The 23935-nt window shown below is 64.1% G+C and carries 25 protein-coding genes; 13 read left to right on the top strand and 12 right to left on the bottom strand.

Annotated elements, in window-relative coordinates:
* Positions 1-13: 13 nt before the first annotated feature.
* The 3 genes from FJW07_RS24165 to FJW07_RS24155 all read right to left on the bottom strand — a co-directional run bounded on the left by FJW07_RS24165 (position 14) and on the right by FJW07_RS24155 (position 3291).
* Positions 14-1195 (bottom strand): MFS transporter, encoded by a 1182-nt coding sequence (locus tag FJW07_RS24165; protein WP_140859050.1) that lies wholly within the window; start codon positions 1193-1195, stop codon positions 14-16.
* Positions 1196-1321: 126 nt separating this feature from the next.
* The gene (locus FJW07_RS24160; protein ID WP_140640682.1) at positions 1322-1531 is read right to left on the bottom strand and encodes a DUF2061 domain-containing protein; all 210 of its coding nucleotides are present in this window, start codon (positions 1529-1531) and stop codon (positions 1322-1324) included.
* Between the two features lie 95 nt (positions 1532-1626).
* Positions 1627-3291 (bottom strand): Na/Pi cotransporter family protein, encoded by a 1665-nt coding sequence (locus FJW07_RS24155; protein ID WP_140859049.1) that lies wholly within the window; start codon positions 3289-3291, stop codon positions 1627-1629.
* 363 nt (positions 3292-3654) lie between these two features.
* Here FJW07_RS24155 and FJW07_RS24150 point away from each other — a divergent pair, with 363 nt between their 5' ends.
* The 6 genes from FJW07_RS24150 to FJW07_RS24125 all read left to right on the top strand — a co-directional run bounded on the left by FJW07_RS24150 (position 3655) and on the right by FJW07_RS24125 (position 10292).
* A complete protein-coding gene (locus tag FJW07_RS24150; protein ID WP_140859048.1) occupies positions 3655-4017 on the top strand; it encodes an RcnB family protein in 363 nt (120 codons plus the stop codon).
* Positions 4018-4153: 136 nt separating this feature from the next.
* On the top strand, positions 4154-6097 hold the full coding sequence (gene dnaG / locus FJW07_RS24145) for a DNA primase (RefSeq protein WP_140859047.1): 1944 nt from the start codon (positions 4154-4156) through the stop codon (positions 6095-6097).
* 429 nt (positions 6098-6526) lie between these two features.
* A complete protein-coding gene (gene rpoD, locus FJW07_RS24140) occupies positions 6527-8554 on the top strand; it encodes an RNA polymerase sigma factor RpoD (protein ID WP_140640674.1) in 2028 nt (675 codons plus the stop codon).
* Positions 8555-8762: 208 nt separating this feature from the next.
* Positions 8763-9056, top strand: coding sequence for a GYD domain-containing protein (locus tag FJW07_RS24135; RefSeq protein ID WP_140640672.1), 294 nt, complete (start codon positions 8763-8765; stop codon positions 9054-9056).
* A gap of 65 nt (positions 9057-9121) precedes the next feature.
* The gene (locus tag FJW07_RS24130; RefSeq protein WP_181182706.1) at positions 9122-9502 is read left to right on the top strand and encodes a DCC1-like thiol-disulfide oxidoreductase family protein; all 381 of its coding nucleotides are present in this window, start codon (positions 9122-9124) and stop codon (positions 9500-9502) included.
* A 136-nt stretch (positions 9503-9638) separates the two neighbouring features.
* A complete protein-coding gene (locus FJW07_RS24125) occupies positions 9639-10292 on the top strand; it encodes a PadR family transcriptional regulator (protein ID WP_140859046.1) in 654 nt (217 codons plus the stop codon).
* Positions 10293-10371: 79 nt separating this feature from the next.
* Here FJW07_RS24125 and FJW07_RS24120 read toward each other — a convergent pair whose 3' ends face one another.
* Complete coding sequence (locus tag FJW07_RS24120) at positions 10372-10632, bottom strand: YiaA/YiaB family inner membrane protein (RefSeq protein ID WP_140859045.1); 261 nt, start codon at positions 10630-10632, stop codon at positions 10372-10374.
* Positions 10633-10675: 43 nt separating this feature from the next.
* Positions 10676-11353, bottom strand: coding sequence for a PspA/IM30 family protein (locus FJW07_RS24115; protein ID WP_140859044.1), 678 nt, complete (start codon positions 11351-11353; stop codon positions 10676-10678).
* Between the two features lie 174 nt (positions 11354-11527).
* On the opposite strand from FJW07_RS24115, the gene FJW07_RS24110 reads away from it, so the two are divergent.
* Together FJW07_RS24110 and FJW07_RS24105 are read left to right on the top strand one after the other, a co-directional pair.
* Positions 11528-12169 (top strand): TetR/AcrR family transcriptional regulator, encoded by a 642-nt coding sequence (locus tag FJW07_RS24110; protein ID WP_140859043.1) that lies wholly within the window; start codon positions 11528-11530, stop codon positions 12167-12169.
* A 67-nt stretch (positions 12170-12236) separates the two neighbouring features.
* The gene (locus FJW07_RS24105; protein ID WP_140653798.1) at positions 12237-12530 is read left to right on the top strand and encodes an HlyU family transcriptional regulator; all 294 of its coding nucleotides are present in this window, start codon (positions 12237-12239) and stop codon (positions 12528-12530) included.
* A 12-nt stretch (positions 12531-12542) separates the two neighbouring features.
* Here the strand turns inward: FJW07_RS24105 and FJW07_RS24100 are convergent, their stop codons facing one another.
* Genes FJW07_RS24100 through FJW07_RS24085 form a run of 4 tightly spaced genes read right to left on the bottom strand, consistent with a single transcriptional unit; the run spans position 12543 to position 16544 of the window.
* A complete protein-coding gene (locus FJW07_RS24100) occupies positions 12543-13475 on the bottom strand; it encodes a 3-keto-5-aminohexanoate cleavage protein (protein ID WP_140859042.1) in 933 nt (310 codons plus the stop codon).
* Positions 13476-13510: 35 nt separating this feature from the next.
* Positions 13511-14341: a carbohydrate ABC transporter permease gene (locus FJW07_RS24095; RefSeq protein WP_140859041.1), complete on the bottom strand. Its 831-nt coding sequence runs from the start codon at positions 14339-14341 to the stop codon at positions 13511-13513.
* Positions 14341-15276: a sugar ABC transporter permease gene (locus FJW07_RS24090; RefSeq protein ID WP_140859040.1), complete on the bottom strand. Its 936-nt coding sequence runs from the start codon at positions 15274-15276 to the stop codon at positions 14341-14343. The genes FJW07_RS24095 and FJW07_RS24090 overlap by 1 nt, the downstream gene beginning before the upstream one ends.
* Before the next feature lie 17 nt (positions 15277-15293).
* Positions 15294-16544: an extracellular solute-binding protein gene (locus FJW07_RS24085; protein WP_140859039.1), complete on the bottom strand. Its 1251-nt coding sequence runs from the start codon at positions 16542-16544 to the stop codon at positions 15294-15296.
* A 155-nt stretch (positions 16545-16699) separates the two neighbouring features.
* Between FJW07_RS24085 and FJW07_RS24080 the strand changes: the two genes are divergently transcribed.
* The 3 genes from FJW07_RS24080 to FJW07_RS24070 all read left to right on the top strand — a co-directional run bounded on the left by FJW07_RS24080 (position 16700) and on the right by FJW07_RS24070 (position 19981).
* Positions 16700-17617, top strand: coding sequence for a BadF/BadG/BcrA/BcrD ATPase family protein (locus FJW07_RS24080; RefSeq protein ID WP_246680857.1), 918 nt, complete (start codon positions 16700-16702; stop codon positions 17615-17617).
* 19 nt (positions 17618-17636) lie between these two features.
* Positions 17637-18656 (top strand): sugar isomerase, encoded by a 1020-nt coding sequence (locus tag FJW07_RS24075; protein ID WP_140859038.1) that lies wholly within the window; start codon positions 17637-17639, stop codon positions 18654-18656.
* Positions 18657-18805: 149 nt separating this feature from the next.
* Positions 18806-19981 (top strand): ROK family transcriptional regulator, encoded by a 1176-nt coding sequence (locus FJW07_RS24070; protein WP_140859037.1) that lies wholly within the window; start codon positions 18806-18808, stop codon positions 19979-19981.
* 77 nt (positions 19982-20058) lie between these two features.
* Here the strand turns inward: FJW07_RS24070 and FJW07_RS24065 are convergent, their stop codons facing one another.
* The gene (locus FJW07_RS24065) at positions 20059-20697 is read right to left on the bottom strand and encodes an FMN-dependent NADH-azoreductase (protein WP_140859036.1); all 639 of its coding nucleotides are present in this window, start codon (positions 20695-20697) and stop codon (positions 20059-20061) included.
* A 116-nt stretch (positions 20698-20813) separates the two neighbouring features.
* Here FJW07_RS24065 and FJW07_RS24060 point away from each other — a divergent pair, with 116 nt between their 5' ends.
* Entirely contained in the window at positions 20814-21761 is a 948-nt protein-coding gene (locus FJW07_RS24060) for a LysR family transcriptional regulator (RefSeq protein WP_140859035.1), read from the top strand.
* Here FJW07_RS24060 and FJW07_RS24055 read toward each other — a convergent pair.
* Positions 21703-22329 carry a TetR/AcrR family transcriptional regulator gene (locus tag FJW07_RS24055; RefSeq protein ID WP_140859034.1) on the bottom strand — a complete coding sequence of 209 codons (627 nt, stop codon included), beginning with the start codon at positions 22327-22329 and terminating at the stop codon, positions 21703-21705. The two genes, FJW07_RS24060 and FJW07_RS24055, sit on opposite strands and share 59 nt — an antisense overlap.
* 66 nt (positions 22330-22395) lie before the next feature.
* Between FJW07_RS24055 and FJW07_RS24050 the strand changes: the two genes are divergently transcribed.
* Positions 22396-22821 carry a VOC family protein gene (locus tag FJW07_RS24050; protein ID WP_140859033.1) on the top strand — a complete coding sequence of 142 codons (426 nt, stop codon included), beginning with the start codon at positions 22396-22398 and terminating at the stop codon, positions 22819-22821.
* A 15-nt stretch (positions 22822-22836) separates the two neighbouring features.
* Here FJW07_RS24050 and FJW07_RS24045 read toward each other — a convergent pair whose 3' ends face one another.
* Positions 22837-23784 carry a trypsin-like peptidase domain-containing protein gene (locus FJW07_RS24045; RefSeq protein WP_140859032.1) on the bottom strand — a complete coding sequence of 316 codons (948 nt, stop codon included), beginning with the start codon at positions 23782-23784 and terminating at the stop codon, positions 22837-22839.
* Positions 23785-23935: the final 151 nt, after the last annotated feature.

Here is a 23935-nt window from a genome sequence, read left to right as displayed (position 1 = left end):
AAGCGAAAGCCTGCTATTCGGCCGCCGCCGGCAGCGGCGGGGTCGCGCGGCTGCGCCACTCCCAGGCCTGCGAGGCGACAGCTACCACCACCGCCACCAGCATCGCCAAGGCGCCGGCAAGCGGCAGGCTGCGATAGCCGTAGCCGGCATTGAGCATCGCCGCGCCCAGCGAGGCGGCCAGCGCAATGCCGACATTGAAGCCGGACGGGATCAGCGAAGAGGCGAGGTTGGAGGCATCGGCCGTCCAGGCGAGGATGCGTGTCTGGATCGGCGCGCCGATGGCGAAATTGAGACCACCCCAGATGACGATGGCGACGATCATCGGCACCGGGTAGGGGCTGACAAGGTGGATGATGCCCAGCGCCACCGCCTGCAGGGCAAGCATGACGATGAGCGACGGCATCAGCTTCCAGTCGGCGAGCTTGCCGCCGACCAGAACGCCGATCGTGGCGCCGACGCCGTTGAGCAAAAGCACAAAGGGGATCAGGCTCTCGTCGAGGCCAGTCACTTCGAGCAGCATCGGGGTGATGTAGGTGAACAGCGCAAACTGGCCGATCATCAGCATCAGCATCAGGATCAGCGACGTCCAGACCTGCTGGCGGGCGAGCACACGGACTTCGCGCGCCAGGCCCGCTGTCCGATTGGCGGCGCCCGCCGTTCGCGGCAGCAGCGCCAGCATGGCGAGGATCGCGATGATGCCCAGCGCGCCCATCACCCAGAAGGTCGCGCGCCAACCCCACAGGCTGCCGATCGCCGTTCCCGCCGGCACGCCGATGACATTGGAGACCGTCAGCCCCGAGAGAATGACCGCGACCGCCCGGCCGCGCTGGTCCTCGCGCACCAGGCTGACCGCAACCACCATGGCGACGCCGAAATAGCAGCCATGCGCCACGGCGGTCGCGATACGCAGCAGAAGCATCGAGGTGAAATCGGGCGCCAGCGCGCAGGCCGCCTGACCAAGGGTGAAGGCGATCGTAAGCCCGATCAGCAGCGTCTTGCGCGAGATTTTGCCGGTGGCCAAAGCCAGCAGCGGGCCGCCGATGGCAATGCCGCAGGCATAGCCGGAGACGAGATAGCCTGCGGTCGGCACCGAAACGCCGAGGCCCTGCGCCACCTCGGGCAGCACACCGGCGATGACGAATTCGGTGGTGCCGAAGGCGAAGGCGGCAAGGAAAAGGGCAATCAGCGGCAGCATGGTTCAAAACACAGGCGAGGAATGCACGCCTCAAACCACGCTCGGGCGGGCGCGGCAATGCAGAAATTGACGATGGCGCTTTAGCTTTTCTTGACCGGACCGATCAGAACCGGCCTGTCGCCGCGACTAAGCCGCCGTTTTGCGTCCATACGGGATCTTCAGCCAGGCCCGTTCATGCAGGTAGTAGAGCAGCGACTTGGTGACGACTTCGGTGAGCCCGATGGTGGCCGCGAGCTTGATGCTGCCGGTGACCACCAGCGATATGATCATCGTGTCGATCGTGCCGGTGACGCGCCAGGAAAGCGCCTTGGCGAAGCTGCGCGAATGCGTGTCCATCGACGGATCGTCCTCTTAACAGGTCCCTCAGGCGATCCTTAGCCGACGGAAGCGAGGATGAGCAAAGATTAATTTTTCGGCTGCCTTCGATAACCTCAGCTGGCTTTCAGCCGCGAGCCGCCAAGCAGGCCGCGCTCCTCCAGCACCGGATAGGCAATGGAGGCAAGCAGCGAGTTGATCTGCTTCAGGTCGCGGATCGTGTCGAGGTGGATCGAGCTCGTCTCGACGCTCTTGGCGGTGCCTTCGCGCAGGCGCACGAAATGGCTGGCGCTGGTTTCTTTCTCGCGTTCGCGCAGCAGGTCCTTTTCCAGCACCAATTGCCTGGCGGTTTCCGGATCGCGCGAGACCAGAACGTTAAAGGCAAGCCGCGCATTGGCAAGCACGGAGGAATGGAAAGCGCAAAGTTCCTGCCAGCCTTCCGGCGTGAATTCCAGGCCGCGCTCCAGCTTCTTCCTGACATGCACCAGCATGTTGCGCACGATGATGTCGCCGACCTGCTCGATCTTGACGCAAGCGCCGATCAGCTCCTGGCACCGCAATGCCTCGTCCTCGGTCAGCGGATTCCTGGTGATCTTGGCGAGATAGAGCTTGATCGCGGCATGCTTCCTGTCGACGCGGTCGTCGAGCGCGGCAAGCGCCTTGATCTTGGCGGGGTCGGCATCCTCGTAAAGCTCGATGATGCGCTTCAGCATGATTTCGACGATTTCGCAGACCCGCACCACCTCACGCGTCGCGTTGGCGAGCGCCTGGCTCGGCGTATCGAGGGCGCTCTCGTTCAGCGCCGATAGCTCGACGACCTCGAGCGCGGCGGCCGGTTGAGGCTTGCTGCCCAGCGCCACGATCCTTTCGGAAGCGCGGTAGACGAGGCCGGCCAGCGGCAGTCCGGCCAGCAGGATCAGCACGTTGAACAGGATGTGGGCGTTGACGATCTGATCCGGCGCGGTCTTGCCGAGGAAGGCGACATCCGGTTTGAAGGTCATGATCAGCACCAGCATGATCAGCGAGCCGAGGCCGCGCATCAAGAGATTGCCGATCGGCACGATGCGCACCTCCGGTGGCGCCGACCGCGTCAGCATCGGCGCGATCAGCGACGAGCCAAGGTTGACGCCAAGCACCAGCACCACGCCGAGCTCCGGCGTGATCAGCCCGCGGCCCGCCAGCGTCGCCATCAGCAGCACCGCGGCAATGCTGGACTGGAACAGCCAGGTGACCAGCGCGGCCAGGAGATAGGTGGTGATGGAGTCGCCCGAGAAATAATTGATGATCAGCGGCATCAACTGGCTGTTGCGCAGCGGCTCCGACGCCTGACCGATCATCTCCAGCGACAGGATCAGCAGGCCGACGCCGATCAGGATACGGCCCAGCTGCCGCCAATCGCGCCGCTCGGTGGCCATGAACATGACCATGCCCGCGATCAGGCAGAGCGGCACCAAGAGCGTCAGGTCGAAGGTGAGCAGCTTGGCCACCAGCGCCGAACCGATCTCGGCGCCGCGCACTGCCAATTGCCCGGCGGCGCCCGAAACGATGCCGGCTCCGGCGAAGGAGCCGACCAGCAGCGTCACCGCGGTCGAACTCTGCAGCGCGACCGCCAGCCCACAGCCGGCCAGCACCGCCATGACCGGATTGCGCATGGTGGCGCGCAGCCTGTGGCGCAGCACGTCGCCATAGGCGCGCTCGACGCCTGTCTTGACCATGCGGGTGGCGAACAGCATCAGCGCCACCGCGCCGGCAAGGTGCAGGAGGACGACGGAGCCGCTCAAGGCCGACCTCGCAAGGTGGCTCTGGCAATGCGTGGAGGAGGACGAATCTCAATCATTTCAATGCGTGGAAATATACCAATTAAGATTAGCCGAATAATAGATTTTTCTGATGCGATGATAGTCCCGGCTCGACGGCGCATGTCGGAAATGAATGGCGGAAGCATTGGTTGCATGCGCCTGGCGGCTGCGCCTTCGCTCGGAATGAAGCGATGCCGGGACGGCACGACCGGCGCGATCCGAAGCCTTGTTGAAGCAGGCTCTGCAAGCATCGGAAACCATTACAGAATTGTAATTTTCATGTTCAGTTTCAGTTCATTCATTGGCGGCTATTCCTCTGCCTATCGACAACAAGGAGTACCGACCATGAAGCGTCTCATACTTTCCGCCGTCACCGCCTCCATGCTGGCCGCCTCGGCCTTCTCCGGCCAGGCCGCGCCGCTCGTCCAGCCGAGCGCGCCGCAGTCGAATTACACGCAGGTCGACTGGCAGAAGCCCGGCAGGCATGTCGACAAGCGCGTCATCGTCAAGAAGAAGGTGGTAAAGCGCAGCCATTGGCGCAACGGCCAGCGCTATTCCAACTGGAAACGTCACCAGGCGGTCCGCGACTGGAACCGCCATGGCCTGCGCCGCCCCGGCCCCGGCCAGGAGTGGATCCGCGTCGGCAACGACTACGTGCTGGTCAGCATCCTTTCCGGCATCATCTTTGGCGCGATCGCCGCGCAGTAATCCACGGCAATCCCGAAATTCAGAAGGCGGCCGCCCGGCCGCCTTCTTTTCGTCTGTGAAAAGCGGGTACGATGGGCCGGACGGAGTCGCCGTGCCCGGGCGGCTTGATTATATGGAGGGCAAACGAGTTTCCCCGATGCGCTTTCCGCCCGCCTTCCTCGACGAGATACGCGACCGCGTGCCGATTTCGCAGGTCATCGGCACGCGCGTCGCGTGGGACAGGAAAAAGACCAACGCGTCGCGCGGCGACTACTGGGCCTGTTGTCCGTTCCACGGCGAGAAAAGCCCGTCCTTCCATTGCGAGGACAAGAAGGGCCGCTACCACTGCTTCGGCTGCTCGGTTTCGGGCGACCATTTCAAGTTCCTCACCGAGCTCGACGGCATCAGCTTCCCCGAAGCGGTCGAGAAGATCGCCGAGATGGCCGGCGTGCCGATGCCGGTGCGCAACGAACAAGAGGAACGGCGCGAGAAGGAACGCGCCAGCCTGACCGACGTCATGGAAATGGCGACCGCCTTCTTCCAGGAGCGGCTGCAAGGACCGGAGGGTGCCAAGGCCCGCGCCTATCTGCGCGACCGCGGGCTGACGCCGGCGACGCAGCAGTCGTTCCGGCTGGGCTATGCGCCGGACAGCCGCAATGCGCTCAAGGAACATCTTGCCGCCAAGGGCGTGCCGAAGGCCGACATCGAGGCCTGCGGCCTGGTGCGGCATGGCGACGACATCCCGGTCTCCTATGACTGGTTCCGCGACCGCATCATGTTTCCGATCCCGGATTCGCGCGGCAAGATCATCGCCTTCGGCGGGCGGGCGCTGGCGCCCGATGCGCTGGCCAAATACATGAACTCGCCGGAGACGGAGCTCTTCCACAAGGGCAATGTGCTCTACAATTTCGCCCGCGCCCGCAAAGCTCTCGCCAAGGGCGGCACGGTGATCGCGGTCGAAGGCTATATGGACGTGATCGCGCTGGCGCAGGCCGGTTTCGAGAACGCCGTGGCGCCGCTCGGTACGGCCCTTACCGAAAACCAGCTCGAGCTGTTGTGGCGCATGGCCGGCGAGCCGGTTCTGTGCTTCGACGGCGACCAGGCGGGGCTGAAGGCGGCATGGCGCGCCGCCGACCTGGCGCTGCCGGCAGTCCAACCCGGACGCTCGGCGCGCTTTGCGCTGCTGCCGGAAGGCAAGGACCCTGACGATCTGGTAAAGGCGGACGGGCCGGACGCATTTCGCGCGGTGCTTGCCGATGCGCGACCGCTGGTCGACCTGTTGTGGATGCGCGAGACCGCGGGCGGCGTCTTCGACACGCCGGAGCGTCGGGCGGAACTTGGAAAAAGGCTGCGTGAGCTCGCAAGTCGTATACGCGACGAAAGCACACGCTATCACTACCAACAGGAAATGCGCGAGCGGGAGCTGAGCTTCTTCGGCTCGCAGCGCGGCCCGCGGCAGGGCCGTCAGGATGGCGGGCGGCCAGGCGAACGCGGCCAAGGCAAAGCCCCGGCACCCGGTGGACAGTTCGCCAAGGGCGGAAGCGGGCGCATCGCGATCAGCGAAAGCCTCGGCAAGTCGGCGCTGGTCAAGCGGGGCGAGGGGATGTCGGTGCGCGAGGCGACGATCATCGTGGCGCTCGTCAACCATCCGGCACTGATCGACGAGAATTTCGCGCATGTCGAATTCCTCGACCTCGCCAATTCGGATTTGCTGAAACTCCACGCCGCCATCCTCGACGCCATGGCGCATGACGCGGCCGACGAGCGCGGCGCGGTCATCGCCACCATCGAGCGCGCCGGCTGCGGCGGCATCTGGGAGCGGGCGGTGGAACTGATCAAGCGCGCGCGTCAATGGCCGGCGCTGGAGACCGCGGCGCTCGAGGATGCCCGCGACGCCTTCAACCAGGCGATGCACTTGCAGCGCAGCGCCCGCACATTACATAGAGAGCTGAAACAGGCGCAGGCGGCGCTCGATGCAGACCCTTCGGACGAAAACTTCCGGCATCTCGTCGAGATTCAAGCGCAATTCAACGATGTGCAGGCAACGGAAGCGCTGATCGAAGGGTTTGGCGTTTCATCGGGCAGGGTTGGCCGCGTTTAGGGCCGAATACCTCCATTGGAAGTGAAGTGGAAATGCGCAGCGCGTCGAATCGACGCCTCTAAGTCGGGTAATTGATTCGCTTTTTTCATGCGAATCATGCCAGAGGCGCTTGACCTTCTGGCAGATTGGCGGAATCAGGACGATTCGAAACGTTAACCCGTGCCCCGGCGTCGGCGGGAAATTCGAGCGATGTGAGGCACTGGTGACAACTGGACAGGCAAAGTGCCCGCTCCAGATATCAGGGTTAATCTGGACTTAATGCATGTCGCCCAAAAGTGGAAACCGGTTTGGGACTAGCGACAGGCACAAAACAAAAGCGATGACACGGTTGCCGGACCGGTAAAAAGCGTTCCGGTGCGAGCGCATCCGGCATAACCGATCCGACAGTTTACGCGGCCTCGATATTCGGCCGCTTGGAGACGACAAAGAATGGCGACAAAGGAAAAGGAAGAGGTCGAGACCGAACGTGAAGGCGCCACCGATGGCCCTCTGCTCGACCTTTCCGACGATGCTGTCAAGAAGATGATCAAGGCCGCGAAGAAACGCGGCTATGTCACGCTCGACGAGCTCAACGCGGTGCTGCCCTCGGAAGAGACGGATCCGGACCGCATCGAAGATATCAATGCGATGCTCAGCGACATGGGCATCAACGTCGTCGAGGACGACGAGGTGGGCGAGGAGACCGAAGCCGAGCCGGCCGCCGACGCCGAGGAAGACGCCAACGAGCTCGCCGAGCAGACCGGCACCGCCGTCGCCGCCACGACCACCAAGAAAGAGCCGACCGATCGCACCGACGACCCGGTGCGCATGTATCTGCGCGAGATGGGCTCGGTCGAGCTGCTGTCGCGCGAGGGCGAAATCGCGATCGCCAAGCGCATCGAGGCCGGCCGCGAAACGATGATCGCGGGTCTGTGCGAAAGCCCGCTGACCTTCCAGGCCATCATCATCTGGCGCGACGAGCTCAACGAATCGAAGATCCTGCTGCGCGAGATCATCGACCTCGAGGCGACCTATGCCGGCCCCGAGGCCAAGCAGGCGCCCGTGGTCGAACGCGTCGAGGAAGCGCCCAAGCCCGAAGAGAAGCCGCGCGGCCGCGCGGCGGCGCGCGAGGAAGAAGACGACATCACCAATGTCGGCGGCGACACGCGTGGGCTGGAGGAAGAGGAAGACGACGAGGACGAGGCGAGCCTGTCGCTGGCCGCGATGGAAGCGGAACTGCGTCCGCAGGTGATGGAGACGCTCGACGTCATCGCCGACACCTACAAGAAGCTGCGCAAGTTGCAGGACCAGCAGGTCGAGAACCGACTGGCCGCGGCCGGCACGCTGTCGCCCAGCCAGGACCGCCGCCTGAAGGAGCTGAAGGACCAGCTGATCAAGGCGGTGAAGTCGCTGTCGCTCAACGCCGCGCGCATCGAGGCGCTGGTCGAGCAGCTCTACGACATCAACAAGCGCCTGGTGCAGAACGAGGGCAAGCTTTTGCGCCTCGCCGAAAGCTATGGCGTGCGCCGCGAGGAATTCCTCAGGGAGTATCAGGGCTCGGAGCTCGATCCGAACTGGACCCGCTCGATCGCCAACCTGACCTCGCGCGGCTGGAAGGAGTTCACCAAGAACGAGAAGGACGCGATCAAGGAGCTGCGCGCCGAGATCCAGAACCTCGCCACCGAAACGGCGATCTCGATCCTGGAATTCCGCAAGATCGTGAACCAGGTGCAGAAGGGCGAGCGGGAGGCGGCGATCGCCAAGAAGGAAATGGTCGAGGCGAACCTTCGCCTGGTCATCTCCATCGCCAAGAAATACACCAACCGCGGCCTGCAGTTCCTCGACCTGATCCAGGAAGGCAATATCGGCCTGATGAAGGCGGTCGACAAGTTCGAGTACCGCCGCGGCTACAAGTTCTCGACCTACGCCACCTGGTGGATCCGGCAGGCCATCACCCGCTCGATCGCCGACCAGGCGCGCACCATCCGCATTCCGGTGCACATGATCGAGACGATCAACAAGATTGTGCGCACCTCGCGCCAGATGCTGCACGAGATCGGCCGCGAGCCGACGCCGGAGGAACTGGCCGAGAAGCTCGCCATGCCGCTGGAAAAAGTGCGCAAGGTGCTGAAGATCGCCAAGGAGCCGATCTCGCTCGAAACGCCTGTCGGCGACGAGGAGGATTCGCATCTCGGCGACTTCATCGAGGACAAGATGGCGATCCTGCCGATCGACGCGGCGATCCAGGCCAATCTGCGCGAGACGACGACGCGCGTGCTTGCCTCGCTGACGCCGCGCGAGGAACGCGTGCTGCGCATGCGTTTCGGCATCGGCATGAACACCGATCATACGTTGGAAGAAGTCGGCCAGCAGTTCTCGGTCACCCGCGAGCGCATCCGCCAGATCGAGGCGAAGGCGCTGCGCAAGCTCAAGCATCCGAGCAGGTCGCGTAAGCTCAGAAGCTTCCTCGACAGCTGAGCGGAACCAGACATATCAAGATCCAAAGGGCGCCTCCGGCGCCCTTTTTTCGTTCCCGGCCGTCTCTCATGCCGCCTTGCCGGCTTTGCCCGACAGGAGGATAATTTCGTGGTCGGATGCATTTATGGGCGACAAAGCCGGATGCCCGCCCCGGCGCCGGTCGTAACGGCCAGGCGTCGAGCTCCGTGGCGCCGGAGGGAGGTGTGCCATGACAACCTACATCGTGCTTATCAACTGGACCGAGCTGGGCGCCAAGAATGTGCGGGAGTCGCCAAAGCGGCTCGATGCCGCCAAGAAGCTGCTGGGAGAAATGGGCGGATCGTTCAAGTCGTTCTATCTGACCATGGGCGAATGCGACATGGTCGCCATCGTCGAAGCCCCGGATGATGCGGTGCTCGCCCGCTTCGCGCTGCTGTTGTCGTCGGGCGGCAATGTCAAAACGCGGACGATGAAGGCGTTCCCGGAATTCGCCTATCGCGAAATCATCAGCTCGCTCGGGTAAGGCGACTTAGCCTAGGGATCGGCGCGGCTGTTGCGCAGCCGCGCCGCATTCCCGATAGTCGCGCCATGCCCAAGCCGCTGCTCACCGTCTGGTACAACACGCGCTGTCCGGTGTGCGACGCCGGCATCAACCACCAGAAGCGGCGGCTCGCCGAAGCGGTCAAGGCCGGCCGCGTCGAATTCCGCGACATCAATTTCGAACCCGAGGCGCTCTCCGCCTTCGGCGCCTCGCTGGAGGATATCCGCCGGCGCCTGCACGCGACCGACGCCAGCGGGCGGCTGCTGGTTGGCGCCGACGTGGCGATCGCGGTCTGGCGGATCACGCCGGGCGGGGAATGGCTGGCGAGCTTGTTCGGCAACCCCATCGCCCTGCCGTTGACGCGCTTTGCCTATGACCGTTTCGCGGACGTGCTCTACGCCTGGAACCGACGCAACGGCCATTGGTAGCGCTCTCGGCCCAGTCATACGAAGACGCATAAGCGGTCTTGGCACGTCGTAAGATACATCTTAAGATATATCTTGACTCCGCAAGCGCTGAGTCTTACTTACGATGTATCGTAAGATATAACTCAAGGAGCAATCCATGCACAGACACAATCACTTCGGCGAGCGCATGTTCATGCATATGGCCGGCAAATTCGGCCGCCGCGGCGGCGGCTTCGGTCCGTTCGGCCATGGCGGCAGGGGTGGTGGACGGGGCGGCCCGGGCGACATGTTCCGCGCCGGGCGCATGCTGGCCGACGGCGATCTCAAGCTGATCACGCTGTCGCTTTTGGCCGACGCGCCGCGCCACGGCTACGACATCATCAAGGCTCTGGAAGAACGCACCAGCGGCGTCTACAGCCCGAGCCCGGGCGTGGTCTATCCGACGCTGACCTTCCTGGAGGAGGCGGGCTACGCGGTGTCCTCGAGCGAAGGCAACAAGAAGGTGTTTTCGATCACCGAAGCCGGCAAGGCGCATCTCGAGGAGAATCGCGAGATGATCGACAGCGTGCTCGACCATCTTGAGCGTTTCGGCCGCAAGATGGCCGCGGCGCGCGAATGGTTCGGCTGGGGCGACGACAAGGACGAGGGGCGCCGCGGCCGCTCGGAAACGCGCGACCGGTTCCGCGCGCTGCGCCACCGGCTGCGCGCCGCGCTCGGCGACATCGCCGACGCGCCGGAAGACAAGCAGGCCGAGGCGATCAGCATCCTGGAAGACGCCGCCGAGGCGATCGAGGCCTTGGCTCGTCGCTAAGCCATTCTCATGTGGAAATCCAAAAGCCCGGATCGCTCCGGGCTTTTGCATTCAGTCCGTGATCGGCAAGGGCAGGGGACTATTCCTTGCCGACATATTCGCTGATCAGCTTCTCGTTGCGCGCCTTCTCGATCTTGGCGGTGGTCTCGGCCGCGATCCGCTCGTCGGTGCGGTACTTGACCAGATTCACCAGGCTGCCGGTGAGCAAGAGGACGCCCATCGCCCAATAGCCTTTGGTCGAGAGGTCGACCGGCGCCAGCCACAGCGACAGGGCCAGCATGAAGTAGGCGGCGCCCACCGACACCGTATTGAACAGGATGTAGGTCTGATTGACGTTCATCGTGGTGTTTCCTTTGGTTTGATCCGTTTTGGAAATTTCGGGCTCAGTTCAGCGATTTCAGGCGCGCCAGGACATGCTCAGCGCGCACCTTGGTGGCTGGTCCGTGGCCTGCTTCGGCGAGGCGTTCACGGATCGCCTCGTGGCGCAGCTCGCCGTCGATCTCATCGAGGATGCCGGCCTCCTCGAACGGGTCGCTGCTTTCCTTGATGCGAGCGAGCAATTCCTCCGCTTCGTTGATGCTCGCGGTGCGGCCGATCGAACGGTTGAGACGGGACTGCGCCTTGCGTTCTGCATCGATCGCACGGGCGGAAATCATGCCCTGGTTGAGATCGATGATACGGCGATGCGCCTGTTCTACGGACAGGCGCATCCGCAAGGTCTTCTCGCCCAGGCTCTTGACCGTGGCGCGGCGGACCTCGCGCTCGTTCTCGAGCTCGGCGATTGCGGAAGCGCCGCCTTCGGCAAGCGCCTGGTTTTTGGCCGAAAGCGCGCTGAGCGTGCGGGTCTCCAGATCGGCGATGCGGCGGTCGAGCTGGTCGAGGCTGGTCTGCTCGGCTCGCTGGCGTACGATCAGCGAGGCGAGCATCTGCTTGGCGGCGGCAAGGCCCGCCTCCGCGTCGCGGATGCGCTGGGCCAGGAGGTCGATCGCAAAACGATCCTTCAGATTGTCCTCGGCCCGTGCGCTGGCGCCGTCCAGCAATGTCTTGATCAGGCTAAGCATGGTCTTCTCCCTGTTTTCGTGAACGTTGTTCACAAACTCAACATAACAGGAAATGAACATTGTTCAAGAGCTCTTTTGAACGCTGTTCATGAGCTGCCGGACATGGTAAACGCAAGCAAATGGAATGGATTCCGGGCTAGGCTTGCGACTTCGGACATAAGGACAGGAAAGAGCATGGCGCTGGACAAGGAAGAGATGAGCGAGAAGGTGCTCGCCATCGCCGAGGCGCTGCTCAACGAGGGCGGCGCCGAGAACCTGAAAGCGCGCACCATCGCCGAGCAGGCCGGCATTTCCGTCGGATCCGTCTATAACCTCTTTGCCGATCTCGACGAGGTGCACCGCGCCGTCAACATGCGGCTGCTCGACCGGTTGGGCGCGACAGGCTTGGCGGCCATGGCCGATCTCGAAAGGCAAGGGGTGACCGATGTCCAGCATCGCATCCTGGCGATGGCGGCTGCCTATGTGCGCTTCGTCGAGGCGCATCCCGGCAGTTGGCCGGCTGTGCTTGCCTTCAACCGCCGACGCGCGACGCGGCCTGGCCCGGACGCTTATGACGCGCTGCTCGACGCGCTCTTCGACATCGTCGCCGGCGTGCTCAAGGCAGGCGATTTCGATCTCGACGACGACCGTCGCGCGCTTGCGGCGCGGACCTTGTGGTCAAGCGTGCATGGCATTGTGACCAGTGGCTATGTTGCGAATTCGAACAGCAGGCAGGCCGAGGAGATCTGGCATCAGATCGAGCTTCTTGTCGGCGTTTTCGTCAAGGGGCTGGAACACGGCGGCGCATTCGCGCATGCTGAGATGAAGCCTGCGTGAACAGGGCCTGCGCGAACAGGGGATGCGGTGATTCCTCTTGTGTGGGCGTGAACGGGAGTTTTGAAAAATGTCTTTTCTGAAAAAGCTTTTTGGCGGCGGCGGTAGTGAGGCAACGGAGACTGGCTCCACCAAGCCGGCCAAGCAGGTCGAGCACAAGGGATTCCTGATCAGCGCGACGCCCTACAAGGCCGAGGGCCAGTACCAGACCTGCGGCGTCGTCTCGAAGGAAGTGGACGGCGTGATGAAAGAGCACCGCTTCATCCGCGCCGACCGTTTCGCCGGGCTGGACGACGCCGTCGACATCTCGATCAAGAAGGGCATCCAACTCGTCGACGAGCAGGGCGAGAGGATGTTCGGCTGACCGGCGCCCCAGTCAGAACGCGACCTTGTCGCCGCCCTTGAGCTGCAGGATCTGGCGCGCCTCGTCGGGCGTGGCGATCGAGGCGCCGAGGCCTTCGATAATCTGGCGGACCTTGGTCACCTGCTCGGCGCTGGAGCGGGCGAGCTTGCCCTTGCCGATCCACAGCGAGTCCTCCAGGCCGACCCGCACATTGCCGCCCAGTGCGATCGCCTGCGTGGCGATCGGCAACTGGTGGCGGCCGGCGCCCAGGACCGACCAGTGATAGTTGTTGCCGAACAGGCGGTCGGCCGTGCGTTTCATATGGGCGACATCCTCCGGATGCGTGCCGATGCCGCCGAGGATGCCGAACACGCTCTGGACGAAGAACGGCGCCTTGACCAGGCCGCGCTCGACGAAATGCGCCAGCGTGTAGAGGTGGCCGATGTCGTAGCACTCGATCTCGAAGCGCGTGCCGTTGTCGGCGCAGGTGCGCAATATGTGCTCGATGTCGCCGAAGGTGTTGCGGAAGATGCGGTCGCGCGAGGATTCCAGATAAGGCCGCTCCCAATCATGCTCGAAGGTCTTGAAGCGCTCCAGCATCGGAAACAGCGCGAAATTCATCGAGCCCATGTTGAGCGACGCGACCTCGGGCGCGAACACCTTCGCCGGTCGGACGCGCTCCTCCACGCTCATCGTCGCAGCACCCCCGGTGGTTATGTTGACGACGCAGTTGGAGCGCTGCTTGATGACCTGCAGGAAAGGGGCGAAGGCCTCGGTCGACTGATCGGGGCGCCCGTCGACCGGATTGCGGGCATGGAGATGGACGATCGCGGCGCCCGCTTCGGCGGCCTCGATGGCGGCGGTGGCGATCTCCTCGGCCGTCACCGGCAGATGCGGCGACATCGATGGCGTATGGATCGAGCCCGTTACCGCGCAGGTGATGATGATCTTGTTCTGGTTCGCCACTTATGATCCTCAATCTCTTCGTTATCTGACTGCGCCTATTTAACCGCGCCTTGCGTGATGCCAGAAATGAACTGCTTCGACAGCACGATATAGAGCAGGGTAATCGGCAGCGCCGCCAGTGTCAGCCCGGTGAACAGCACCCCCCAGTCGGTGGTGAATTCGCCGACGAACACGGTCAGCCCTTGCGGCAGTGTCTTCAAATTGTCGGAAGTGATCAGCACCAGCGGGAAGAAAAAGTCGTTCCAGATCGGCACCGCGTTCTGGATCGCCACGATGACCAGCGCCGGCCGCGCCAGCGGCAGCATGATCGACCACATGATGCGGAGCTCGCTGGCGCCGTCCATACGGGCGGATTCCTCCAACTCGCGCGGCAAGGTGCGCAGGAAGCCGGTCATGATGAAGACAGCCGAGGGAATGCCCATGGCCACATAGACGAGCACCAGCCCGAGATAGCTGTCGACGAGACCGAGCGTATCCAATTGGATGAACAGCGGGATGATCGCCAGCTTCAGCGGCACGGTCATGCCGCTCAGGAAGAACATCAGGACCAGCGAGCTCAGCCGGAACCGGTAGCGGGCGATCGCATAGCCGGCGAGCGTGCTGAACAAAAGGATCAGCGCGACCGAGGCCGCGGTGATGCCAACCGAATTTGCCAAATAGCGGACGAAATTGGTCTCGGTCCAAACCTTCTCCAGATTGGCGGTCGAGAAATGCGTCGGCAGCGAGAGCGGCGAGGAAAAGATCTCGGCGTTGGTCTTGAACGACGACGCCACCATGACGAACAGCGGATAGATCATGATCACGGCATTGACCGCCAGCAAGAGCTGGATGGCGCCGTTCCTGATCGTCTCGCCGCGATCCCCCATCACTGCTCGATTTCGCGACGGCGCAGGTAACGCAGGGCGATGGCGGTGACGCCGGCGACGAAGACGAACATCAGCACGGCCAGCGCGCTGCCCTGGCCGAAATCCTGGATGCCGGTGGTCGTGCTGCCGAAGGCCGTGCGGTAGAAATAGAGGCCGAGCACGTCGGTCGAGCCGCCCGGCGAACCGGTCAGGCCCGCCATCACATAAGGGATTTCGAACCAGTTGAAGCTGCCGATGAAGGTCAGGATGGTGACGATGGTGACGCTCGGCGCGATCAACGGCCAGACGATCTTCGTCATCAGCGCGTGGTCGCCGGCGCCGTCGAGGCGGGCGGCCTCCAGCACGTCCTTGCTGATGCGCTGCATGCCGGCAAGCAGCACCAGAGTGGGGAAGCCGAGCCAGTGCCAGATGTTGGCGAACAGGATGCTGCCGAGCGCAGTGTTTTCGTTGCCGAGCCACGGAATGGCGCCGACGCCGACCAGGCCAAGGAGCTGGTTCACCAGCCCGAACAGGGGATGGAGGAACAGCTTCCACAGGAAGCCGACGATCACCGCCGACAGCACCACCGGCAGGAAGACGATGACCTGATGGACGCGATGGCCCGGCAGCGCCTTGAGCAGCGCGAAGGCGATCAGGAAAGCAGTGCCGTTCTCGAAGACCATCAGCGCCAGAAAGGCGACGACGTTGTGCTTCAGCGCATTGTAAGTCCAGTCGCTATATGGCTTTTCGAACAGGACCTCGCGGAAATTTTCGAAACCGATGAAGCCGGACGGACGCAGGCCGTTGAACTCATAGAAGGCGAAGCGGAAGGCCGACAGAAGCGGCCACAGCACGAACAGCACCATGACCACCAGCGCCGGCGTCAGCAGCGCGGCAATCCAGAGCGACCGGCGCCACGGAAAAGGTCTTTCGGTGTGGCGCCAGCCGTCCGTCATCTCACTTGCCCTGGAACTCACTGGTCCTGGAACGGCTTGTACCATTTGGCGAGGCCGTCGGTGATGTCGGCGGCGAGTTGGTCCGGCGTGATCGATCCGGACATCATCTTGGTGATGTCGCCCTGCAGCAGCTCCGATCCCGTCGGCTTCTCGAAGCGGAAATAGACGACATTGATATGCGGCATCGCCGTCTCGTTCAACTTGGCGACATGCGACAAGAGTTCGTCCTTGATGACGACGCCCTTGATCGGCGAGATGTTGCCGAGCAAGGCCGAGAACTTGTCGCCGAACTCCTTGGTGCCCATCCAGTTGACCAGCTTGAGCGCCGCTTCCTTGTTGGCCGACTTGGAATTGACCGCGTAGCCGCCGTCGAAGAATTTCGTGGCTTGCGGCGTGTCGCCGGCCTTGGCCATTGGCGGGGCGACGAAGTCCATGTTGATGGCGGGGTTCTGCGACCGGTAGGTGGCGATGTCGAAGCTGCCGCCGGCGAGCATCGCCGCCTTGCCGCTCAGGAACAACTGGCCGGCCGTCTCATAGTCGATGCCTTCGAAGCCTTCGGGCATATAGGGCCGCAGTTCGAGCAGCTTGCCGAGTGCCGCGACATAGCGCGGGTCCTTGAAGGTGGTCTTGCCGCTGGTCAGGTCGCTGACGAAGTCCTGGCCGAGGAACGGGTTGGTGAAGATGGCCACGAACATCTCGTTGAACCAGCTTGTGCCCATGCCGTTAGCCAAGGGATAGATGCCTTTTTCCTTCAGCGCCTTGCTGACGGCGATGAACTCATCCCAGGTGGTCGGCGGCGTCAGGCCGGCCTTGGCGAAGACGTCCTTGTTGATGAACAGGCCAAGCGTCTGCGAGGCGAAGGGCAGCGAATAGACCTTCTTGTCGGCGCGGTAGGTGCCGGACACCAGCGCATCCGCCGGCTGGTTGGCGAGCGAGGGCACGGTGCTCATGTCGAGCGGCTCGAAATAACCGGCCTTCACGAATTGCTCGAGCCAGCCATAGGCATGGGTGTGGATGACGTCGCCGCCCTTGCCGCCGGCCAACGCCGTCGAGACGATGGTCGGATAATTCTCGTCCGGGAAGGACTCGAACTTCACGTGGATGTCCGGATTGGCCTTGGTGAAGTCGGCGAAGAGCTCGTTGTAGGCGGCCTTGTCTTCCTGGCGCCAGGTCCAGAACGAGATGTCGGCGGCGTGCGCCAGACTTGTTGCGAATCCCCATGCGAAAGAGGCGGCCGCGAGGGCCAGGCCGATCCTTCTCCTGCTCATCTTCCCGATCTCCCATTCAGCGCTTCATGCGCTTTGACGCGATTAATCAAATCATAGTTCTTGCCGTCTGGAAAGATAGTTTGTAAAGTTTCCTAACTAATGTGATCGTGACGTCGTGCGGTCCATCGGTAGCCCATGCGACGAGGGGAATGTTCGTGGATCAGAACCTGGTGGCGGGCGTGGACATAGGCGGCACCAAGACGCGCATCATGGGGCGCCGCGGCGACACCTTGTTGTTCGACAAGACGGTTGTCACCGACGAGTGGCGGATCCGCCAGATGGAGGCCGATGCGGCGAAACTGGCGGCCATCGTTGCGGACCTGTGCGGCGGATCATCGCCGGCTGCCATGGCCGTCGGCGCGCATGGTTGCGATACCGACGAGCAATGCCGGCGTTTCCAGGCGCTGCTGTCAGCCAACCTCAAAACGAGGGTGCAGGTGGTCAACGACGCCGAACTGATGGTGCCCGCGGCCGGCTATGATGACGGCATCGGGGTGGTGGCCGGAACCGGTTCGATCGCGGTCGCGCGCACAGCCGAGGGCAAGATGCTTGCCGCTGGCGGCTGGGGCTGGATCCTGGGTGACGAAGGCAGCGCCGCCGCACTGGTGCGCGAAGCGGCCAAGGCGATCCGCCGCGCGCTCGACCGCGGCCAGGAGGGCGATCCGCTGATCGCCGTGCTGATGCGCGAAATCGGAACCGACGACCAGACCAAGCTCGGTATATTGCTCAACGAGACGAGGGGTGCCGCGGCCTGGGGCCGCTACGCCAACGCCGTCTTCGATGCGGCAACTGCCGGCTCGCCGCTCGCTTCCCGCGTCATCAAGGAAGGCGGGGAGGGACTTGCCGCGCTCGTCCAATTGCTGATCGAACGCGGCGCCAATGCCGCGCTTGTCGTTGCCGGCGGCGGCGTCATTGCCGAGCAGCCGATGCTGATGGATGCTTTCGTCGAGGCCATGGCGTCGGTGTCGCCGATAAGCCACGTGGTCCTGCTGCGCGAGCCGCCGGTGATCGGCGCGGTGGCGCTGGCTGGACGCCTTGTCGCGGGCCAAACAGCTTCCCGCAGCAGAGCATAGCAGTCATGGAGCATCGAAAATGAAGCGTATCGGCTACCGAACGGCGGTGTCCCGCCAAGCTGAAAGCCTTGAGACCGGAAGGCAGGCTGTGGCCAAGGCACTCGACACGCTCGACCTCTCGGGCTTCACCGCGGGAGCCATCGGCTTTGCCGGTATCGGCGCCAGCTATCAGGCGGCGCTCGCCGGCGCCTTCTATCTGCGCCAGTCCGGCAGGCGGGGGTTCGCTTTCGTGCCGACCGAGCTCTATGGCCGGACAGATGCGTCCGCGGAGGCCTTTGTCGCTCTGTCGGCCTCCGGCCAGAGCCGTGAAATCGCCGATGTGATGCTACAGGCGAAAGCCTATCCTCGCCTTGCCATCTGCCGTGGCGGCGACAATCCGCTGGCCGGTATAACTGGCGCGGTGATCGCCATGGAATCGGGCGCCGACAATGGCGCGAGTTCGACCGGCTATACCGGCACTTTGCTCGCGCTCGGCATGCTGGTCGACAGGATCACCGGCGGCTCCTTCGACTGGGCGCAATTGCCGGGGGCAGTCGAGCGACTGCTGGCCGATGGCTGGGAAAGTGCTGGCCGGGCAGCGAGGCTGCTGGCAGGCCGTGCCTCCATCGACATCGTCGGCGCCGGTATAGGTTTTGCGAACGCGGGCGAGGCGGCGATGCTGATCCGCGAGGCAGTTCGGGTTCCTGCCTCCGGCTGGGATACGCTGAACTATCTGCACGGCCCGATGGAATCGCAGGACGCGGCCACAGGTCTTGTCGCCTTCGGCGACGGCCGCGAGGTCAAGATCGCGCAGGATGTCGCGGCCTTCGGCTGCCCCTCGGTCCTGACTACGCGCAGGATGGACATCGCTGCTGCCGACAGGCTGGCTGTCATCTCCATTCCGGCGCTGGGCAATGCGATGGCGGACGGCATCCTGGAAATCATCGCGCTGCAGATGATCGTCGGCGACATGCAGGATGCGGCCGGCCTCGCCGATATCACCTTCCGCTACCGGCAGACGGACACCAAGCTGAAACCCTGGTCGCCGACTGAGCTTTGATCCCGTCGCCGCCGCTGTTCTTGCCGGGGAATTCGCGGAAACCGCTCAAACCCTTCACAATGACGGCTGTCGTGTTTGATTCGCGATATACGCTACGGCAGGTCCGGCCCGAGCGCCAAGAGGGATTAGAGGCGGGATAAACGTCGCAGATGGCTCCAGCCGACATCCCCAGCTTGACGGAAAGCGCCCGCGCCGTGCTGCGCCTGCTGGCCTCGCAAGGGCCGGTGACGCGGCCGAAGCTCGGCTCGATGCTGGAACTCTCCAAGCCGACCATGTCGGCCGCCGTTTCAGAGCTCAGCGCGCTCGGCCTCGTTGCGTCGCGCGGGACGGAACGCGGCGCCGTCGGGCGGACCGCCACCGTCTATGGCATTGGCCCCGGTGCCGGCTATGTGATCGGCATCGATGTCGGCGCCGCACAAGTGCGCGCCGTCGCCTATTCGATGGATGCCCAGCCTTTGGCCACGGGGGAGGAGAGCATTGCGGACGGGGCGACCGTCGATGAGATCGGCGCGGTCGTTCTGTCGGTGGCCAAATCGATCCCCGCAAAGGTTGGCAAGACTTTCCGCACCTTGCGCAGCATAGCGGTCGCGGTGCCGCGCATCGTCTCGCACAACCGCCTCGGCAATGGCCAGGGCAATAGTCCGGACGCCGTGCTGCACACGCTTCGACGAAAGATCGATGTGCCGATCATCCTGGAGAACAACGTCAACTGCGCGGCGATCGGCGAAATGCATTTCGGCGCGGCGCAAGGTCACCAGACCTTTGCCTTCCTGCAGGTCGGCGTGCGCGTCGGCCTTGGCCTCATCAATGAAGGCCGGCTTTATCGCGGCGCAGGCGGCGCTGCCGGCGAAGTCGGCCGCATGCCTTTTCCGTGGTCGGTCAGCGAAGTGCCTTATCGCGAAGGGTTGGAGCACTATCTCGGCTCGCGGGCGCTGATCGAACGCAGCCGGCAGACCTGGCCGGCGCAAGAAGGAGCCCCGCCTAACTCGGCCAAGGAATTGTTTGCGCTGGCGCTCGCAGGGTCGCGCCCGGCCGCCGAGGCAGTGTCGCGCCATGCCGCCGATATCGGCCGGCTCGCGGCCGGCTGTATCGGCATGTTCGATCCGGGCCTGATCGTGCTTGGTGGTGGCGTCGGGCGCAATACGCTGATGACGGCGGAGGTCGAACGGGTGGCCGGCGAATTGGCATGGCCGACGCAGATTGCGGTCAGCTCGCTGGAAGATGTCGGAACCGCGCTTGGCGCCATGAAGCTGGCGCTGGATTACAGCTTGGGCCTGATCCTGCGCGAGGATCGCCATCCGGCGGTAGTGCTGCCGCCGCTGTAGGGCGGCCACCTACCAGCGAATGCAAAAAGAGGCGGGCGCTGGCGGGCGCCTGCCTCTTTCATTACCGGCATCGGCGATCAGGCCGCGGCGGCGACCTGATTGGCGCTGGCGGCAGCGATCGCATCGACCTTGGCGGTAGCCTTGGCCAGCGCGGCGGTAACCGCATCGGCGCCCATGCCTACGCCCTCGACGCGGATGACTTCGACGTCGGTCATGCCGAGAAAGCCGAGCACGCTGCACAGGTAGGGCACGGCATGGTCCATCTGCACCGCGGCGCCTTCAGAATAGATGCCGCCGGAAGCCAGCACGATATAGACCTTCTTGCCGCTGACGAGACCCTTCGGGCCGCCTTCGCCATAGGCAAAGCTCTTGCCCGAGCGGGCGACGTGGTCGACCCAGGACTTCAACGTGGAAGAGATGTTGAAGTTGATGAAGCCGGTGGCGAGGATAACCGTGTCGGCGGCGAAGAGCTCGTCGAGCACGGCGTCGGAAACGCCGACGACTTCGGCCTGGCGAGGCGTACGGGCTTCGGCCGGCGTATAGATGCCGGTGGCGTAGTCAGGATCGATATGCGGCAGCGGATTGGCGACCAGATCGCGCACGACAAGCGTGCTGGTCGGATCGGAGGCAACCAGCTTCTGGGCAAGATCGGTGGCGACGCGGGTCGAGTGCGAAGCGGCGCCGCGCGGGCTGGAGGTAACGAGCAGAATAGACATGGCGGTGTCCCCTTGGGGTTGGATTGAAACTTTCCACACCGATATGGGATTGCTGCTCCATCAGGATAACTGGTATAATGTGCATACAATCCATCAATAAAATAGATGGCCTAGCCATGCAGCCGAACCCGACATTGGATCAGCTCCAGATCCTGGTGGCAGTAGCCGACACCGGCAGCTTCTCGGCCGCGGGGCGCAAGCTCAACCGGGCGCAGTCGGTGGTGAGCTACGGCATCGCCAATCTCGAAGCGCAGCTCGGCTTGAAACTGTTCGAGCGCGAAGGCGTGCGCGAGCCGCAACTGACCGATGTCGGCAAGGCGATGCTGGAGGACGCGCGGCGCATGATCGGCGTCCTGCAGCGCATCCGCTCGCGCGCCGACGGTTACCGGCAAGGGCTGGAAGCGGAAGTTGCAATATCGGTCGACGTGGCGCTGCCTTCACCGGCGCTGGTGCGCGTGCTCAAGGCCTTCGAGGCGCAGTTCCCGGCGGTGATGCTGCGGCTTTATATCGGCTCGCTCGGCCTGATCGTCGACCAGGTCGTCAATGGCCAGTCTGATCTTGGCTTTGGCGGCCTGCAAGGCGATGCCGAGGTCAATCTGCTGCGCGTCGGCTTCACCTCGATGGTGCCGGCGGCGGCGCCCGACCATCCGCTGGCGAAGCTGCCCAGGCCCGTCGCCGTCGAGGATCTGCGCGAGCATATCCAGCTCGTCGTCACCGACCAGTCGGAGCGGACACGCGGGCGCGACTATGGCGTGTTTGCCTATCGGACGTGGCGGCTGACGGATGTGCGCACCAAGCATGCCTTGATGCGCGAAGGCCTTGGCTGGGGTGGCCTGCCGCGCTGGCTGATCGCCGATGACCTTGCCAGCGGCCGGTTGGTCGAACTCGATCTCGAGCCCTATCGCGAGGTACGCTCGCCGCTCTATGCCATGCACCGCGTCGACCGCAGCCCCAAGCCGGCGGCATCCTGGCTGATCGACGAGTTCAAGCGGCAGCTCGGCTGCTTCAACGAGATGGAGCCGGGCGTGTGGACGGAGGAACGGCCGGAGACAAGCCGTCCATGAGCGCGATCAGCACCGCGCGGTAATCCGCGCCGGACGCGCCCGCCTCAATGGCCAAAGCCGCCCGATCGAAGGCGGCCGCCAGCAGGGCGGTCAGCGCCTCAAGAGGCAATCTGGTCATCGCTTGCGCGCGCATCGCAGCCGCCAAACCTTCGCGCAGCGAGCGGTTGCCGTGGCGGTTGTCGATCTCGTCCATGGCGGCGCGCCCGAGCACGGCCGGCCCGTCGAGCAGCAGAAGCCGCGTGCGGCCGGGCGCGCGCATCGCCTTGAGATAGGCATCTGATCCGGCGATCAGCGCATCGCGCGCGGAAAGCGAGGGCGGGGAGGCATGGTCGATCTCCGCCGCCACGGACGCGGCCTCCTGCTCGACGATCGCCGCGAACAGCGCCTGCTTGTCGGCGAAGTGATGGTAGAGCGCGCCGCGCGTCACGCCGGCCTCGGCGACGATCTCCGGCGTGCCGGTCTCGGCATAGGATTTTTCCGTAAACAGTTTTCGCGCCGCGCGGATCAGATCGGCGCGCGTCGCCTCGGTGCGGTCGCGGTTGGAGCGGCGTACGGACTCTTGTTGCATACATGCAGCCTGTATGTTATTTGAACTTACATACAAACTGTATGTTGGATGTGAGGAGAAGGAAAGATGAAGACGACCAGCTATTATCCGGTGCTGATGACGGGCGATGTCACCGGGACGGCGGCCTTTTACGTCGAGCATTTCCGCTTCACCCCGCTCTTCGAGAGCGACTGGTATGTGCACCTGCAGTCGGTCGAGGACCGGCGCGTCAACCTTGGCATCGTCCAGGGCGACCATGAGACGATCCCGCAAGAGGGACGGGGGCGCGCGTCCGGCCTGCTGATCAATTTCGAGGTCCGGGATCCCGACGCCGTCTATGAGCGCGTCGTCGCCGCAGGCCTGCCGATCCTGCGCAGCTTGCGCGACGAGCCCTTCGGCCAGCGCCACTTCATCACCAGGGACCCCAACGGCGTGCTGATCGACGTGATCAAGCCGATCCCGCCAAGCGAGGAGTTCCTGGCGCATTACGCCGAGGGCGCGGCCGGGGGCTAGGCCGCCCGACGGCTCTCAGTTCGTCCGCGCCACCGGCATCACCGTCACCTGGCTGACGCCGGTGCGGCGCACGACGGTGCAAAGCGTCTCGCGGCCGATGCGCTCGGCGTCGAGCATGCGCACGAGGTCGTCGACGCCGGTGACCGGCCGGCCGTCTATTGCCGCGATGATGTCGCCTTCCTTCAGGCCGGCATTGGCCGCCGGGCCGTTCTTCTCGACGCCGCGCAGGCGCACCGCCGTGTTCGTGGTCACTTGCGACAAGAGTGCCGCCCGGCGCGGCAGATTGGTCGTGTCGGCGGAAACGCCGATTAAGGCGCGGCGCACACGGCCGAAGCGGATGATTTCCGAGATGACGAAATTGGCGGTGTTGGAGGCGACCGCGAAGGCGATGCCCTGCGCGCCGTGGATCATGGCGGTGTTGACGCCGATCACCTCGCCCGCCGACGACACCAGCGGTCCGCCCGAATTGCCGGGATTGAGCGCGGCATCCGTCTGGATGACGTCGTCGATCAGCCGCCCGGTCGAGGCGCGCATCGAGCGGCCGAGCGCCGAGACGACGCCGGCGGTGACTGTCCATTCGAAACCGAGCGGATTGCCGATGGCGATGGCGATCTGGCCGCGGCGCAGGCGTTTGGAATCGCCCAGCGGCGCGACGTCGGCGAAACTGCCGTCGGCGCGCACCAGCGCGATGTCGGTGTCGGGATCGCGGCCGAGCACATGGCCTTCGCGCGCGGCGCCGTCCGGCATGGTGACGCGCACGGCGCGCGCGTCGCCGACGACATGGAAGTTGGTGACGACCAGTCCGTCCTGCGCGATGACGAAGCCCGAACCGTGGCCGCCGGCGCCGATGCGCTCGATGCGGCACACGGCCGGACCGATGCGGTCGACGGCATCGGCGATGGATACCGAGTAAGCGTCGAGCAAAGTGTCATCGGGTGGAAGTTTTTCGGCTGCGAAAGCCATGGGCGTGTTCCCTCGTACAATGATGACTATATGTGCGGAGCGGCCGCAATTGCCGCGACCTGACCAGATGGCCAGTCCGGCCGGCGACTAGCCGTCAGGCGAGTACCCGAGGCTGCGCTACCGAGCGATATCTGGGTCACCGAACCCAGGA

It is taken from the genome of Mesorhizobium sp. B3-1-9 (genome assembly GCF_006439595.1).
Classification (GTDB): domain Bacteria; phylum Pseudomonadota; class Alphaproteobacteria; order Rhizobiales; family Rhizobiaceae; genus Mesorhizobium.
Note: the sequence above shows the minus strand (reverse complement) of the source record. Positions and strands in the feature narration are given on the sequence as shown.

Coding starts and splice junctions, on each gene's coding strand:
- FJW07_RS24120 (WP_140859045.1), bottom strand. CDS start 10,632: ATGAACGTCAATCAGACCTACATCCTGTTCAATACGGTGTCGGTGGGC.
- FJW07_RS24050 (WP_140859033.1), top strand. CDS start 22,396: ATGAAGACGACCAGCTATTATCCGGTGCTGATGACGGGCGATGTCACC.
- FJW07_RS24095 (WP_140859041.1), bottom strand. CDS start 14,341: ATGGGGGATCGCGGCGAGACGATCAGGAACGGCGCCATCCAGCTCTTG.
- FJW07_RS24115 (WP_140859044.1), bottom strand. CDS start 11,353: ATGCTTAGCCTGATCAAGACATTGCTGGACGGCGCCAGCGCACGGGCC.
- rpoD (WP_140640674.1), top strand. CDS start 6,527: ATGGCGACAAAGGAAAAGGAAGAGGTCGAGACCGAACGTGAAGGCGCC.
- FJW07_RS24110 (WP_140859043.1), top strand. CDS start 11,528: ATGGCGCTGGACAAGGAAGAGATGAGCGAGAAGGTGCTCGCCATCGCC.
- FJW07_RS24135 (WP_140640672.1), top strand. CDS start 8,763: ATGACAACCTACATCGTGCTTATCAACTGGACCGAGCTGGGCGCCAAG.
- FJW07_RS24085 (WP_140859039.1), bottom strand. CDS start 16,544: ATGAGCAGGAGAAGGATCGGCCTGGCCCTCGCGGCCGCCTCTTTCGCA.
- FJW07_RS24150 (WP_140859048.1), top strand. CDS start 3,655: ATGAAGCGTCTCATACTTTCCGCCGTCACCGCCTCCATGCTGGCCGCC.
- dnaG (WP_140859047.1), top strand. CDS start 4,154: ATGCGCTTTCCGCCCGCCTTCCTCGACGAGATACGCGACCGCGTGCCG.
- FJW07_RS24165 (WP_140859050.1), bottom strand. CDS start 1,195: ATGCTGCCGCTGATTGCCCTTTTCCTTGCCGCCTTCGCCTTCGGCACC.
- FJW07_RS24105 (WP_140653798.1), top strand. CDS start 12,237: ATGTCTTTTCTGAAAAAGCTTTTTGGCGGCGGCGGTAGTGAGGCAACG.
- FJW07_RS24060 (WP_140859035.1), top strand. CDS start 20,814: ATGCAGCCGAACCCGACATTGGATCAGCTCCAGATCCTGGTGGCAGTA.
- FJW07_RS24045 (WP_140859032.1), bottom strand. CDS start 23,784: ATGGCTTTCGCAGCCGAAAAACTTCCACCCGATGACACTTTGCTCGAC.
- FJW07_RS24090 (WP_140859040.1), bottom strand. CDS start 15,276: ATGACGGACGGCTGGCGCCACACCGAAAGACCTTTTCCGTGGCGCCGG.
- FJW07_RS24070 (WP_140859037.1), top strand. CDS start 18,806: ATGGCTCCAGCCGACATCCCCAGCTTGACGGAAAGCGCCCGCGCCGTG.
- FJW07_RS24075 (WP_140859038.1), top strand. CDS start 17,637: ATGAAGCGTATCGGCTACCGAACGGCGGTGTCCCGCCAAGCTGAAAGC.
- FJW07_RS24160 (WP_140640682.1), bottom strand. CDS start 1,531: ATGGACACGCATTCGCGCAGCTTCGCCAAGGCGCTTTCCTGGCGCGTC.
- FJW07_RS24065 (WP_140859036.1), bottom strand. CDS start 20,697: ATGTCTATTCTGCTCGTTACCTCCAGCCCGCGCGGCGCCGCTTCGCAC.
- FJW07_RS24055 (WP_140859034.1), bottom strand. CDS start 22,329: ATGCAACAAGAGTCCGTACGCCGCTCCAACCGCGACCGCACCGAGGCG.
- FJW07_RS24125 (WP_140859046.1), top strand. CDS start 9,639: ATGCACAGACACAATCACTTCGGCGAGCGCATGTTCATGCATATGGCC.
- FJW07_RS24130 (WP_181182706.1), top strand. CDS start 9,122: ATGCCCAAGCCGCTGCTCACCGTCTGGTACAACACGCGCTGTCCGGTG.